The organism is Emticicia sp. C21, assembly GCF_003418935.1.
Taxonomy (GTDB): domain Bacteria; phylum Bacteroidota; class Bacteroidia; order Cytophagales; family Spirosomataceae; genus Emticicia.
The window spans coordinates 228,023-242,944 of sequence record NZ_QVMT01000007.1; the positions used below are offsets into that span (position 1 = coordinate 228,023).

Here is a 14,922-nt window from a genome sequence, read left to right on the forward strand (position 1 = left end):
ATAGGTATGAATAACCATTCATACCTATTAGCTTTTAAACCATATAAATAAAGCTAAATTTTCCCATGCGCTAGAATCTTCCACTAATACTTATTTAATTGGCTCATAATGTAGGATTATAACACCATTTTCCATCACTTGCGAACTTATAAGCCCAAATTTCTTTAATTCCAGATTATCTTCAAATAGTTTCAATCCACCACCTACAACAACAGGAACTACCATCAACCGCAACTCATCGACAAGGTCGTGATGAAGCAGAGATTTAACGAGTGTAGCACTTCCATAGACAAGAATATTACCTCCATCGGTCTTCTTTAAATTAGCCACTTCTTTATCTACATCCCTAAAAATATAGCTATTATTCCACTCTGCTTTTTGCAGACTGGTAGATACAACATATTTCGGATACTGATTCATGCTACCGCCGAACACATTGCCAGTTTGGGTTGGCCAGTAATTGGCAAACTGTTCATACGTATTTTTGCCCAATAGTAAGGCATCTACACTTAAAAGCTCATCCATTTTATACTTTCCTCCCTCCGATGATCTATAATGAGCCTGCCAACCACCATGAGGATGAGGAGTTTCATTACCACCAGGTGCTTCAATCACACCATCTAGTGTGATAAATTCGGTAACAATTATTTTTCGCATGGTCTTTTCTTGTAAAGTTAGGTAAACTCAATTAATCATGAGAGGGGCGAAAGCGACATTCGTTAGGGGTAAATACGCCCAATCTATTATAAATCTGAAATTATGAAAAAAAGCCGTCTCAAAAACAATCTGAGACGGCTTTGGTTGAATTATCTGATAAATTTGCAGAATGAACCGAGAGATGGTTGCTTCCAATTCGATCCACATTTTAACTTTGTGTACAATACTTTTTCACTAAAGCTTTCTCATAGCTTTTCGATAAATAAGCAATACATTTCCACACAGGCTCGAAAATAGAAAGCGCTCCTGGTATACTCACCTCACTAATTGAAAGAATTATTGATAGGTTTCTTATCAGATTCTTTTTAAAGATTCTATCTGCATTCAGGCCAAATCCAATCATAATTGACATTTCAAAACCACCATGGCCAGGTGCAGTCTTAGACCTGAATCTTATAGCCTCTTTACCTGGATTAAAAAAACAATGGGGCATTTTAGGAGATAATGTAAATGATTCTCCGGGCTTCAAAATTCGAATTTCTTTCTTTTTCCCAACTTTTAAGCCCAACTCTCCCTCAATAGCCGTAAAAGTCTCTGAATACGTGTTATGGCAGTGAAGCTGGTTCTTCCCTCCTGCTTGTAAAACATTTTCAATGATTGTCACTTTTTCATCAGATTCGCAGGCAAATTGTATGAATGTTACTTCATTCTGCATTGCTGGATTATTAAATTTCCTTTTCATGATTATAAATTTTTATTTTAATCTTTTGTAAATTTCAAACTTTTCAAGTCCGAAAATCTGTAAAAAAAGACCGCCTCAAATAAGCTTGAGACGGTTTCCGATCATTATCATCTATTATTAACAAATAATGCCCCCTATCACACTAATTCATCTACAGTCACTGTCTGCGCACAATACTTTTTCACCAATGCTTTTTCATAGTCTTTCGAGAAGTAAGCAATACATTTCAAAACAGGCTCGAAAATTGAAAACAATCCTGGCATATTCATATCACTAATAGTAAGAAGTACGGCCATATTTCTTAAAAGATTCTTTCTGAGAAGGCCATCTTCGCTTAGGCTATAACCAACCATTATTGCCTTTTCAAAGCCTTCATGTCCTGGAGCAATGGTCACTTTAAATCTGATTTGCTCTTTACCCGGATTAAAAAAGCAATGTAGCGTATTAGCTGGTACTGTAAATGATTCTCCAGGCTTTAAAATCCTTATTTCTTTCTTCTTACCAATTTTTACACCTAATTCTCCTTCTATAGCCGTAAAAGTCTCTGAATAGGTCTTATGATAATGAAGCGGATTACCCCCACCCACTTGTAAGACAATATCAATTTCAGTTAATCTCCCGCCGGTTTCACATGCAAATTTTGTAAATGTTGCTACATCCTGTATTTCAGGATTAATAAATTTTCTTTTCATGGTTTCTTGATTTTTGTGTTAATATTTTACCCAAAATTCAAGGTTGTTTATCGATAAAAAGAGCCCTTTCAGTCTAATCAGCATAAGACATGAATGGATTGAGGAACATGCCGCTGAATTGTCCTTAAGTACTTCAAGCTACTCACTACCAATCAATTAAACTTCAAACAGATTTTTCTTTGAAAGTATTTTCAATAAAACTCATACACAAATTCTTCTAATCGCGGCCTATTGACTCGATGCGAAAAGTTGGAGCTACAAATACTACAGTTGATACAACCAAAGTGCCAATCCAACCGGAATGGATAGTCTGATCATGAAAAAAGGCTGAATTTTGAATCAGAAAAACAAATAAACCAGTCATTTAAACTGATAAAAAAAATGAAAAAGCTATTAATGTCTATTACCATTGCCGCAACTATGTTTTCCTGTAGTAAGTTAAAAGAAGACCCTTCACCAGTAGCTTTAAGTTGCTATGAAAGAACAACAAAAGATTATCTGGCAGCCTACGAAAGATTTGCACAGGATCCCGGTAACGTGAGCAAATGTAGAGAGATGGTAAATGCAGCGCGTAAAGTAGTCGATTGCCCGGGAATCTCTGCAGAAGAACGAAGAAATTTTGAAGAGGCTGCCAAGAATGCCTGTCAATAAATAAGTATTATATAGGCTTAGCTTATAGATTCAGAGAAACGAGAACTTTTGGTTTATGTTTCTCTGAATCATTTTTCTATCTATTACAATTCATACAGGTTTTTCCTCAATTCATACACATTTTTTCTGATGCCATCTTAGCTAAGAGTCTGATTTTCAGCTCAATTATTTAATTTTCCGATGAAAAGGAATAATTGTTAATTTTGCTAAAAAGCACTTGAAGAAAACACTACCATTTCTCACCCTGTTTCTTCTTTCTTTACAGCTTAGTCTGCCTGTAAAGGGACAATATACCTTTACCCGTTACACCCCAGCCTCCGGGCTTCTTACCTACCAAACTAATACAGTTGTACAGGATAGTGAAGGATTTATCTGGATAGGCTCAACCAATGGCCTCCAACGTTTTGATGGTAAGGAGTATAAGTCTTTTCAAATGGCCAATAGCCAATTGCCCTCCAACCCCGTCTGGCAATTGCTGATTGATAAAAAAAATAATCTCTGGATACTTTTAGCAAGTGGAAGAGTCGGAATCTTCGATACGAAGAAATTTACTTTTAATGAAGTGAAAACGCATTTTCATAAAGGTGTTTCTCCAAACACTTATATAAAACGCTTAATAACTGACCAGGCCGGTAATATGTTTTATCTGATGGGAGGTAGTGAGGTAACTACCTATAACCCACAAGCCAATGAATTTTCTTACCTCCACAATTTCGTGCCTTTTAAGGTTAAATGGGGAATAGTAGATTTTGTTCATCAGCCACATACCAACAAGTACTGGGTAAGCCTGAGCAATGGTGGGCTGGCGGTTTATAACCTGAAAACAAAGCGTTGGAATGAACCAGAGCATAACCCTGATCACGAGATTTTAATCGACCAACTGAATCAGAAAGAAGTCTATGACCGATTGTTCTTTGACAGCAAAAAGCGCTTCTGGTATACGCAAACTGGTGCATCTCCCATTATTGGTTGTTATGATATAAAGCGTCGGCAACCTATTCTTACCCACTATTCATTTAATGATGTTTTAAAAGGCAACTACGATATTTTTGGTTTTAACGAACAATCCAACGGTACTATCTGGGTAAGAGGACAACTTGTGTTAGCAGCATTTCAGGAAGATACGCATCAATTTGGCATGATTCCGAATGGATTTACGAGCGAAAAAAGCATTGCCTATGAACGAGTACGTACTATTTACGAAGACCGTGAAAACAACCTCTGGGTAACCACCAATAATAATGGTGTTTTCCGGTTTAATCCCTCGCAGGAGTTTTTTACTAATGTGCCTCATCTGAATCGGCAGTCGGGGCTTCGTGGTACAGGGAGGGTACACGCTTTTATGCCTACGAGAGAACAAACCTTGCTTGTAGGAACATGGGGTGACGGGCTCTTTGAATATGATAAAAATCTGAAACCCATACCATTAAGCATAAAGGGATTACCAGAGCATGGCAATTTTAACGTGTGGTCGATGCGTGCGTCATCTGATAGCAATACAATCTGGATAGGCACAGATGGAGGAATGTACGCCCTGAATCAGCGATCAAAATCCTGCAAATGGATTCACTGGGATGAACTGGCAAACGAACCCATCAGGCATATTACAGAAGATAAAAATGGGGAACTATGGATTGGTACTGCCGGCAAAGGTATTTTTAAGGTATCACCTCGTAATAACTTTAAAATCTGCGCTTTTGATGCTATCCCCCAATTTTCTATTAATAAATTGTTACCCGACTCCAGAGGGAATATTTGGGTAGCTACCCCCGAAAACGGTGCTTATGTGTTTAATCCGACTTCTGGTAAGATAGTACGCCGGCTTACTTTTGAAAATAAATTACTCCCCGAAAGAGGAGTAGCAGGTTTCTTACAATGCAACGACTCACTCATGGTTATTCTTACAGCCACCCGTGTTGTATGTCATAATATGATGCTGAACAGGTCTCGTACTATTGGAACACCTGGCAGAATCTCCGGCTTTAATGCAGACATAGAAAAAGATAAAAACGGATACCTTTGGATAACCAGTACCAATGGTTTATATAAACTAAACATACCTAAAGTTATTTTCAGCTCTTTTAATCGGACAGATGGGCTCGAAAATGAGAATTTCACTCAGTCAGCTTCTTACCATTTACCTGACGGGAGACTTCTCTTTGGCACAGTCAATCAGTTTGTGGTGTTTAATCCTGCACGTATACATTATAACATTACGCCGCCTGAAGTCAAGATTACAGACTTTAAAGTCCTGAATAAATCGTTGCCTCTCGATTCTCTGCTTCAACTCAAAGAAATTGAACTGGAACATAACCAAAACTCCATACTCATCCGGTTTTCAACTTTATTATACAATAGTGCCTATATTATTAAATATAAACTGGAAGAAATTGACGATGATTGGCGAATAGCAGAGCATGAGGCTATTTATAATTACTTGCCACCCGGTCGGTATCATTTTATACTCAAAACTGTAGATGAAGAGGGCAATGAATCTAAGCAAACTACAAAATTGACTATTAAAATAAACCCGCCTTTTTACCAGACCTGGTGGTTTTATATTAGCATACTTGTTTTAACTGCTGCTATCATTTTCTGGCTGGATAGTGAACGCATGAAGCGCAAGGATGCACTTGTAAAGATGCGTAACACAATAGCCGATAGTCTGCATCAGGACGTCAGCACGGTACTGAACAATATCAATGTATTAAGCGAAATAGCCCGTATAAAAACTGATACAGACCCCTTAAAGTCGAAAGAATTTATAGATCAGATTCATGATAAAAGCGGCAGCATGATTGTGGCAATGGATGATATGTTGTGGAGCATCAATCCGGCCAATGATAGTATGGAGAAAGTAGTAGAGCGCCTGCAAGAGTTTATAGAAGGGCTTAATCTGGAGAATGACACAAAGATTTTGCTCGAGGTCGAAGAAAAAGTAAAGTCCTTACAACTGGATATGCGTGTGAGACATCAATTGCTGATATTGTTTAAAGAGAGTATTCAGCACCTGATTTACACGGAGGCGGAAATCTATAAAATCAGATTAAAAGTAGTGCTCTCTGTTCTGGATTTTTCTATTGATTTTTTTAGTAGCAACTTAAATCGACAATCTGTTAAGTACGTTTTTGAAAGCAAAGAAATTATACAGATGCTAGATAACCTGAAAGCTTATCTGGACATCCAACATCAGGAAAAACATTCGGTAGTTCAGGTAAAGATAGCATTGTAACATTTCAATCCTGACTTTTCCCGATTCAACCGAAGCGTGTGGTTAAATACTAAAAATTTGGGGAATTTTATACAATGAAAGTCAAACTACCTGCATATAATGGCAAGGATAATCTGGTGATGGCGATAATCACACCAGTATTTGCATTTATATTCAATTATTACAATTTCCCTAAACAGTACTTTGCCAGTATCTCTAATTTTCTGATACTAAGTATCACCACATTGATAGCGTTCGGCGCCTATTTCATTTTTTGTGGAGCTATAGCAGTGCAGGTCAAAAAGCGGTTCCCGGATGAGAAGCATATTTCCACACGTCTTTCACTAAGCATTACTTGTTTTCTTTTATTGACTTTTCTGTTTCTTTTCCTGTACTTAAATAAACTGGAAGATTGGTTCAGTTTTCTCAATTATCACTTTGTGGAGACCGATCTGGCCTGGAATTACGTATCATTGGCACTCCTCAATATTTTTATCACTTTTCTGATGGAAGGTATTGTGCAGTATAATGAGTGGAAAAAGAGTAAAGAAGAAACCGAGAAACTCAGTATAGCTTATAAAAAAAGCCAGTTGAATGGACTGAAAAGTCAGGTAAATCCGCACTTTTTATTCAATAGCCTAAATTCATTATCAAGCTTGATTCAGGAAGATGAGGACGAAGCCGAGAAGTTTCTGAATGAGATGACAAAGGTTTATCGCTATATGCTCAGAAACGACGAAGACCCGATGGTTACACTCGAGACAGAACTAAAATTTATTAGGTCTTATATTCATATTCTGAAAGCCAGGTATGGCGACAGTCTGCAAGTGAAAGTTGACATTGCTGATGATATAAAAGCAAACCTGATAGCCCCGCTAACTTTACAAGTATTAATCGAGAATGCTTTTTCGCAAAATATCATGAGTAAAGCTAATCCTCTGAAAATAGATATTCATTCAGAAAGTGCAGAGATTTTATTGTTCAGAAACACAGTTAATCCGAAGTCCATTACCGAAGTTATAGATTTTGAATCGGGGCTGGATCATCTGGTAAAAAAATATCAATTGTTAGGAAAAAATATACTAGTAGACGAGCATAATACTTCCTGCCGGACTATCACAATACCATTAATATTGAAAGAGAAGGAGGCGCCTGATGAACTTTAGATCAATACCCAAGCTTGAACTATTCAGCTTTTTGTTTTCAATGCCATTCATCGTTGTTGTGGCACACCTGTTTATGTTCGAGATTTCCATCTGGTATGACTCCCGCCTGTGGCTATACTCTTTTCCTATGGTTTTCGTTTTAGGTTTTGTAGTCTGGCTGATACGATTACGTTACAATCAGTATCTGGAGAGAATTTACCCGCAGGTACAACAAAGTTCTGAAAGAATTTTAAGAAAATTTATCTCTTTAATACTTATCTGTTTAATAGGTATTCTTATCCCAATAAAAGTCTACGGTTACTTTCATCTTTTTGATTATCAGTACCAAAATGCTCACTTCTGGAAATGTTTCGCCTTTGTCTTCTTTATTTATCTCACTTTTGAGACCTTATTTGAGGCCGATTTTATTCTGATAAGACTTAAAGAGACTACTATTGAAAAGGAAACACTTAAACAACTGGCAATTACTCAGGAGTTTGATACACTCAAAAGCCAAGTTAACCCGCACTTTCTATTCAATTGCTTTAATACACTGTCGTCGCTAATCGCAGTCGACAAACAAAGAGCTGAGCAATTTCTTGACGAACTAAGCAAAGTATACAGATATTTGTTGAAGAACAATGAAGAAGGCATGAGTACGGTTGAAAACGAAGTCAAATTTATCCATTCGTACTTCAAGCTATTGCAGACCCGTCATGGTGATGCCGTAAAAATGAATCTTCAGATAGATAAGCAATATTACGGCTACTTTATCCCGTCTCTCACCTTACAACTTCTGGTCGAAAACGTCGTAAAACATAATTCTCTGTCTAAAAATAAACCACTGGTAATTGACATATTCTCTACCAGAGGTAAACAATTAGTTGTCAATAATAATCTTCAACACCGAACTATCAAGGTTTCCAGTAATGGTGTGGGGCTTGAAAATATCAGAAATAAGTACAATCTTTTAAATCAACCAGGTTTTCAGATTCTATCTGATAATAAAAATTTTACCGTGGTTTTACCCCTGATATGGAAGCCAAATACAATTCATTCATAAAAAACCGCAATTCATCCACTATTAAGCCAATTGTGCTTAAACCTGTATGATGACACATAAGCGGTTTTTAAATTAGTACAAAAATACTCAGTATAACTCTTTCTATACATTGGTTTATGAAAATTTTAATTATTGAAGATGAAGATCTGGCAGTGAAAAAACTCCAGAAAACACTTGCAACTGTAGACGGTTCTGCCAATGTAGTAGGAGTGGCAGATAGTATCAAAAGCAGCGTAGAATGGCTCTCTACCAATCCTACGCCCGATTTAATTCTGATGGATATTGAATTGGCTGATGGACAAAGTTTCGAGATATTTAACCTTATCGACATTAAATGTCCGGTTATTTTTACTACTTCTTATGATGAATACGCCCTTAAAGCATTCAAGGTAAATAGTGTAGATTATCTGTTGAAACCCATACAGAATGATGAGTTACAAGCTGCTCTGGAGAAATTCAAAAAGCTATCCACTACTTATAAACCAGCAGATAATTCACTAGAAAAAATTGTAAAAGAGCTTCAACAAAAATTGCAGCCCAAAGAATACCGTAAGCGATTCCTGGTAAAATATAGCGCCAAACTGGTGAGTATTGAAGTAAAAGACATCTGTTATTTCTATAGTGATGGGCGCCTTAATTTCTTTAAAACACCTGACAACAAAAGATACGCAGTAGACTATACGATGGATGAACTGGAAGATATGCTTGAACCTGAACAGTTCTTCCGTATCAGCCGTTCATTTTATGTATCTGTTGGATGTATTACCAAAATTGAAGACTATTTTGGTAATCGATTAGTTTTAACTTTGAATCCGGCAGTTGATAAAGAATCCATCGTTAGCCGTGAAAAAGTAACTGATTTTAAAAAATGGATGGGCAAGTAAATTTCTACCTGTTTGGTGAAATAGATTAAGTTCTAAAATATATTATCAGCGAGACATTACTTTAAAAAATTTCTAACCTTTACTATTGATATATTATCCCTACTGGTGTGCCCGGTAGGGATATTTCATTTTAAATGCTTGTCATTTGAAATTATTGTAATCCGAACCATCTTATTCATATCCTAGAATATAGCCTATAAAAAAAGGTCGGAACCAGAAGTCTCGACCTTTTTGATTTTCACTTTATTTTCTAAATACTCTAACTATATAAAACAACACTATAATTCAATTTTTATCCCTCTTTTGGCATCTTGGCAGGCTTCACAGTTTGCAAATATCTGTAGATAGCCTTTAATTGAGTATCATTCATTCTTTTGAATGAGTTCCAGGGCATTTCGCTTTGCGGAATAACCTTGCCACCTTTCAAGCGTGCAATAAAAGCCTCTTCACTCCATCCATAAATCCGGCTCGAACTGTCAGTCGTAATATTTGGTGTAATAAGTCCTCCTATATTATTGCCACCGGCAAATAATTCACCTGTATAGCCGCCAGCGAGGCCTCTGCGTGTATGACAACCCACGCAGTTAGCCACATTGTGTGCGAGATAGCGTCCATATTCTGCAGTAGAATCTATCTTCACCGATTTCTGGATTTTTTCATCAGGCCCGACAGGTTCTACCAGAAATGCTTTTACTATTCTACCCATAGGCTCGAACTCGTTTTCTTTTCTTGGTTTATTGACAGGTTTTAGCGAACGCACATAAGAAACGAGTGCTGTTAAATCTTCATCTGATACATTATGAAAAGGCATGAAGTCAAACATTGCTGTTCCATCAGCACGGACACCGTAACGTAGTGCACGGGCTATCTCTCCATCAGTACGCTTCCCAATACCATGTATTGAATCAGGCGTAATATTAGGCGTATATATAGTAGCAACCGGAGGTATTTTAAAGGCATATCCTCCACTTAACGGTACTTCCTGGCCTAGTGCTATTAATGAATCTGCATTTTCAGTACTATGGCAAGAAGCACAGTGGGCTGGTCCCAAGGCTAAATTACGTCCATGTGCTATGATAGCGCTATCTTTACTGGCTGTGATATTTGGATAAGGTGCTTCATAAGTAAGATTCTGGCGTAATGATACTACCACTGCAAATACTGCAACCAAGCTCACTAGAGAAATACCTACCCATTTTAAGATTTTAAGAAATGTTTTCATGATTAACTGGATATTTTAAATTAAAATTTCTTTTGAAATGGCAATGAACTATTGGTACCGTCGATGGTAAGATTAATGACTCTTGTACCGTTTGCTTCTGTATCTAAAGTATAGTGATACGTATTATCTTTAGTCATTTCATTTTCGCCCAACTCACGGTCTTCAACTATTTTTCCATTAACCGTGCGACGATATTTAGAAGAGTAGGCGTGTGTAGTAATAGTCTTGGCAGAGGCATTTACTTCTACCGTCCCTTTAGTAACCGATTGTTGATAGGTTTGGCCTGTGGTATTGGTAGTACCAGAGGTAAAGTATTGTTCATAAGTGCCATTATCATTAAACTTAAAGGCAATAGCCAGTTGTAAGGCATTACCTGCATAAGATGCAGGATCTTGGCTCCAGTATTCGGTCATAGAAAACTGCCCGAACATCCAGCTACCTTGTATGCTCATAGGCACTTCCGTCCTGGGGCCTCTTCCATATTCAGCCTTGATATTGTCTACCTCACAGCTCATCAGCAATGAGGAAAACAATACGGTGATTGTTACAAATAACTTTTTCATAAATTCGTTTTTTAGTTTCTTCGACAAAACTATTATGGCTCATTGATAGAAGAAATGATAAATAGGATGAGTTGGGGCAATTAATGAACGAACTGTATTTTTTTGAGAAGAGGGTATTACAAGAAAAAAGAGCCTGATTAACTATAGCTAAAGATGTTAGATTCAGGAAGAAATTTGGCTTTGTAAATATATCCAGATGGGGTTTTGAAATTTTCGTACTTACCTGCCCGCAATAAAAAGCATTTATAATATTTTTCTTTGAAATGCTACCATAGAACAAATACCAGTTTGCTCTCTTTTCAATTGTTAAATGAATTGTATGTAGAAAAATCTCCTCTTTATTTTCTTTTTTCTAAGAGCAATTTTATTGTACTCGCCATAAATTTTGTAGTTTTGTTCTACGCAACATCAACAGTTATCAAAGACCAATAAAACGGTTCAATATAATTACAACCACTCGTATATCTTTCAAATTTACTGTATACGTATTTATCTGAATATCAATACAATAGCTACATATAATTTCATTTAAGACCAGAAAACTTAGTACTTTGAACTAATAAACGCGCCTATTATGAGACTAACCTTTATTCTTTTACTATTTATTACTACTTCTACGCTGGCCCAAAAAGGATTTGAGCGAAAACACAAATCAACAGCAGATAAAAGCCATAAACCAACAGGTGATTTCTTGGAAATTCAAGGCGAGAAGATTGATAAAAATGCGAGACAGCTAGGTACTAAAGGGCTTTCAACCAAACTCATCAGTAAATACAAAGTTACCAAAGACCCTGAAACAGGCAGAATACTGATGATTGAGAACTTCTCAAAGCCTGATAATAAAACCCGTTTGAGTGCGCAGGCCTTGGCGACCAACTTTTTAGCTGAGGTAAAAACCACTTTGCAAATACAAGACCCGAACCAGGAATTGGTAGTGCAAGCCACTGAAATTGATGCCATAGGCATGACTCACATGCAACTGCAACAAAAGTACAAGAATGTACCTATCTACGGTGGCGAAATATGGCTGCACTCCAGAGACAACAAAATAGAAACGCTGAATGGCCGTAACTTTGCAACTCCCAAAATGGCATCTGTACAACCACAAATTTCGGAAGCAAAAGCTATGGAACTGGCAATGGCAGATGTAGCCAAGAAATCAATCGTACAAAAAGACATAAGTAATAGCTTCATCAAACAAGACCATGCATCTGAATTGATGATTTATCATACCGATGAAAAGGGATTAGATGCAAGACTTACTTATTACCTCACTATCAGACCGAATATACTGGAGCGTTGGGTATATTTTATAGATGCTAACAGTGGCGAAATTCTCAAGAAATTTAATCATACCTGTGCATTAGACGGGCCTTTTACAGCTTCGGCCAAAGACCTCAACAATGTGACACGTACCGTAAATATTCAGCAATTTGGAGGCACTTATTACATGATTGACACCCAAAGACCCATGTATAATAAAGCTACCTCTAAACTGCCTGATAACCCCATTGGTGGTATTCTGACGATTGATGCCAAAAATACGCCATCAAATAATACCAAATATTCTCATGTTGTATCAAGTACCGGTACGAGTTGGAATGCCAATTCTGTTTCGGCACATTATAATGCTGGTCTTTGCTATGATTATTATCGTACAAAATTCAACCGTAACTCTTTAGATGGTAAAGGAAGTACGGTAATTTCGGTAATTAATATCGCTGACGAAGATGGCAAGGGTATGGACAATGCTTATTGGAACGGGGCATTTATGGGCTATGGTAATGGCCGCGATGCTTTCAAACCTTTAGCAGGAGCATTAGACGTAGCAGGACACGAAATGACACACGGGGTAGTAGAAGCCTCAGCGCGTTTAGAGTATCAGAATCAATCGGGAGCTTTAAATGAATCTTTTGCTGATATTTTTGGCGCTATGATTGACCGCGACGACTGGACTTTAGGAGAAGATGTAATTAAGGCCGGAGCTTATCCATCAGGTGCTTTGCGTAGTTTACAGAATCCTAATCAGGGCGGCACAAAAGACCCGGGTTATCAGCCTAAAAATATGTCGCAATACTTGTATCTGGAAAATACAGAGGAACAAGACAATGGTGGAGTACATATTAATAGCGGCATTCCGAATCAGGCTTTTTATTTGTTTGCTACCAATGCATCTGTTGGCAAAGACAAAGCCGAACTGGTATATTACAGAGCACTAACCAATTACTTAACCCGTACATCTAAGTTTGTTGATGCACGTCTGGCAGTAGTAAGAGCAGCTACTGATTTATATGGTGCTAATTCTGCTGTTGTAAATGCGGCTAAAGCAGCCTTTGATTCGGTAGGTATTGCCGACCCATCGGGTAATACGGGTAATCCTACCCCAGACCCAACGCCACAGACTATCCCTGTAAATAATGGTGGGGACTTTGTTTTGGTATTTGACCCTGCTAGTGATAAGCTCTATACGGCAAAAATCAATGATGTCACAAAAATTCATAACATAGAATTTAAGCTGATCTCTTCTAGTGGTTGTTTAAGCAAACCTAGTGTTACGGACGACGGCCAATATGCTTATTTTGTCGGAAAAGATCAGAATATCCGCCGCATTGCATTGACGGGCACTTTTAAGGAGGACAAATTAACCAGCGACGCTGCTTGGGATAATGTAGCGATTTCGAAAGATGGTAAAAGAGTGGCAGGATTAACAAAAGAGGAAGAACCTTATATGTATGTATTCGACCTTGAAAATAATAATAAAGGAGTTAAGTTTAAATTATATAATCCAACCTATTCATCAGGGGTTAGTACAGGTGAAGTATTCTTTGCTGACTCGTTCGAATGGGATTACTCGGGTGAAATTATTATTTATGATGCCTTTAACAAATTAAGCAGCGTATCCGGTGAAATTGATTACTGGGATGTAGGTCTGATCAGAGTATGGGATGCCGCTAAAAAAACTTTTGGAGATGGAAAAATAGAAAAACTATTTACAGATTTAGAAGAGGGTGAAAGTATCGGTAATCCTGCTTTATCAAAAAACAACCAGAACATTATTGCGTTTGACTATTTTTCTTCCGATGAACCTGATGTCTATTATCAGATAGGTGTAGATATTGAGAATAATGACATTGATATTATTAATGAAAATAATGATATTGGCTATCCGGGCTATACGCGTTTAGATGATAAATTAATCTTTAATTCTACGAATGATGATCAGGAAATAGTTCAGTATATTAATTTACAGAAAAACAAGATTTCACCTTCCGGCAGTGTACAAACATGGATAACTGATGCCAAATGGGCAGTTTGGTATGCGCAAGGTAACAGAGCCTTACCTACTAAAACTGACCAGACTATTTCTTTTGGCTCTATTACTGACAAAAACCCAAGTACCTCTTTTACCCTTGCAGCTACTGCAAGTTCTAAACTACCGGTACAATATGCTGTTGAATCAGGTGACGCAACTGTTAATGGGAGTAGAATAACATTGGGTTCAAAGCCTGGGAAAGTAAAAGTTCAGGCATTCCAGGTAGGTAATAGTCAGTTCAACTCGGCAAGTGCCTCTCAAACTTTTTGCGTTGTACCCTCTACACCAAAAATAACCGCTAGTGGTGGTAATTTAGTAGCTTCCGGTGGCACCAAATATCAATGGTATCTTGACGGAAATGCCGTAAATGGTCTGACACAAGCTACCATCACCCCAAGTAATGCCGGAGGGAATTATGCCGTAAGATCGGTTACAGATGATGGTTGTGCCAGTGCTTTATCTACAGCAGTGAATGTCAAACCTGTGGTATTAGCTACAGAATTAGATGAAAACATCAAAGTAAGCCTTTATCCTAATCCTGCCAGTGATGAATTGAAAATTGATCTGCCTGCAGGTGTTATTTTTAAAGAAGCTACATTCTTTGCTCCGACCGGAATTAGAGCAATGCACGCATACAAGCTATCAGCTAATAATTCGTTCAATATAAGTCAATTGGCGAAAGGAATGTATGTATTGAAAATAGAAACCTCGCATGGTAGCGTGTCGAGAAAAATTATAAGAGAATAATCATAAAATTAAGGTAATTTTGTATCAGCAGG

General features: G+C 37.5%; 11 protein-coding genes. 6 read left to right on the forward strand and 5 right to left on the reverse strand.

What is annotated here, in order from left to right:
- Positions 1-90: 90 nt before the first annotated feature.
- The 3 genes from D0T08_RS17555 to D0T08_RS17570 all read right to left on the reverse strand — a co-directional run bounded on the left by D0T08_RS17555 (position 91) and on the right by D0T08_RS17570 (position 2,091).
- Positions 91-657, reverse strand: a complete 567-nt coding sequence (locus D0T08_RS17555; protein WP_116983976.1) for a dihydrofolate reductase family protein — start codon at positions 655-657, stop codon at positions 91-93.
- 208 nt (positions 658-865) lie between these two features.
- Positions 866-1,399, reverse strand: a complete 534-nt coding sequence (locus D0T08_RS17565; RefSeq protein WP_116983978.1) for a cupin domain-containing protein — start codon at positions 1,397-1,399, stop codon at positions 866-868.
- Positions 1,400-1,536: 137 nt separating this feature from the next.
- The gene (locus tag D0T08_RS17570) at positions 1,537-2,091 is read right to left on the reverse strand and encodes a cupin domain-containing protein (protein ID WP_116983979.1); all 555 of its coding nucleotides are present in this window, start codon (positions 2,089-2,091) and stop codon (positions 1,537-1,539) included.
- 381 nt (positions 2,092-2,472) lie between these two features.
- Here D0T08_RS17570 and D0T08_RS17575 point away from each other — a divergent pair, with 381 nt between their 5' ends.
- The 5 genes from D0T08_RS17575 (at position 2,473) to D0T08_RS17595 (ending at position 9,045) form a co-directional block, all read left to right on the forward strand.
- Positions 2,473-2,742 carry a hypothetical protein gene (locus D0T08_RS17575; RefSeq protein ID WP_147322796.1) on the forward strand — a complete coding sequence of 90 codons (270 nt, stop codon included), beginning with the start codon at positions 2,473-2,475 and terminating at the stop codon, positions 2,740-2,742.
- 217 nt (positions 2,743-2,959) lie between these two features.
- A complete protein-coding gene (locus tag D0T08_RS17580; protein ID WP_116983981.1) occupies positions 2,960-5,974 on the forward strand; it encodes a two-component regulator propeller domain-containing protein in 3,015 nt (1,004 codons plus the stop codon).
- Between the two features lie 74 nt (positions 5,975-6,048).
- Complete coding sequence (locus D0T08_RS17585; RefSeq protein WP_116983982.1) at positions 6,049-7,119, forward strand: sensor histidine kinase; 1,071 nt, start codon at positions 6,049-6,051, stop codon at positions 7,117-7,119.
- Positions 7,109-8,161 (forward strand): sensor histidine kinase, encoded by a 1,053-nt coding sequence (locus tag D0T08_RS17590; protein ID WP_116983983.1) that lies wholly within the window; start codon positions 7,109-7,111, stop codon positions 8,159-8,161. The genes D0T08_RS17585 and D0T08_RS17590 overlap by 11 nt, the downstream gene beginning before the upstream one ends.
- 116 nt (positions 8,162-8,277) lie before the next feature.
- Entirely contained in the window at positions 8,278-9,045 is a 768-nt protein-coding gene (locus tag D0T08_RS17595) for a LytTR family DNA-binding domain-containing protein (RefSeq protein WP_116983984.1), read from the forward strand.
- Between the two features lie 292 nt (positions 9,046-9,337).
- Here D0T08_RS17595 and D0T08_RS17600 read toward each other — a convergent pair whose 3' ends face one another.
- Positions 9,338-10,267, reverse strand: a complete 930-nt coding sequence (locus D0T08_RS17600) for a c-type cytochrome (RefSeq protein WP_116983985.1) — start codon at positions 10,265-10,267, stop codon at positions 9,338-9,340.
- 20 nt (positions 10,268-10,287) lie between these two features.
- Positions 10,288-10,830, reverse strand: a complete 543-nt coding sequence (locus D0T08_RS17605) for a hypothetical protein (protein WP_116983986.1) — start codon at positions 10,828-10,830, stop codon at positions 10,288-10,290.
- A gap of 574 nt (positions 10,831-11,404) precedes the next feature.
- Between D0T08_RS17605 and D0T08_RS17610 the strand changes: the two genes are divergently transcribed.
- Entirely contained in the window at positions 11,405-14,890 is a 3,486-nt protein-coding gene (locus D0T08_RS17610; protein WP_116983987.1) for a M4 family metallopeptidase, read from the forward strand.
- Positions 14,891-14,922 lie beyond the last annotated feature (32 nt).

Coding starts and splice junctions, on each gene's coding strand:
- D0T08_RS17605 (WP_116983986.1), bottom strand. CDS start 10,830: ATGAAAAAGTTATTTGTAACAATCACCGTATTGTTTTCCTCATTGCTG.
- D0T08_RS17575 (WP_147322796.1), top strand. CDS start 2,473: ATGAAAAAGCTATTAATGTCTATTACCATTGCCGCAACTATGTTTTCC.
- D0T08_RS17565 (WP_116983978.1), bottom strand. CDS start 1,399: ATGAAAAGGAAATTTAATAATCCAGCAATGCAGAATGAAGTAACATTC.
- D0T08_RS17570 (WP_116983979.1), bottom strand. CDS start 2,091: ATGAAAAGAAAATTTATTAATCCTGAAATACAGGATGTAGCAACATTT.
- D0T08_RS17590 (WP_116983983.1), top strand. CDS start 7,109: ATGAACTTTAGATCAATACCCAAGCTTGAACTATTCAGCTTTTTGTTT.
- D0T08_RS17555 (WP_116983976.1), bottom strand. CDS start 657: ATGCGAAAAATAATTGTTACCGAATTTATCACACTAGATGGTGTGATT.
- D0T08_RS17600 (WP_116983985.1), bottom strand. CDS start 10,267: ATGAAAACATTTCTTAAAATCTTAAAATGGGTAGGTATTTCTCTAGTG.
- D0T08_RS17595 (WP_116983984.1), top strand. CDS start 8,278: ATGAAAATTTTAATTATTGAAGATGAAGATCTGGCAGTGAAAAAACTC.
- D0T08_RS17610 (WP_116983987.1), top strand. CDS start 11,405: ATGAGACTAACCTTTATTCTTTTACTATTTATTACTACTTCTACGCTG.
- D0T08_RS17585 (WP_116983982.1), top strand. CDS start 6,049: ATGAAAGTCAAACTACCTGCATATAATGGCAAGGATAATCTGGTGATG.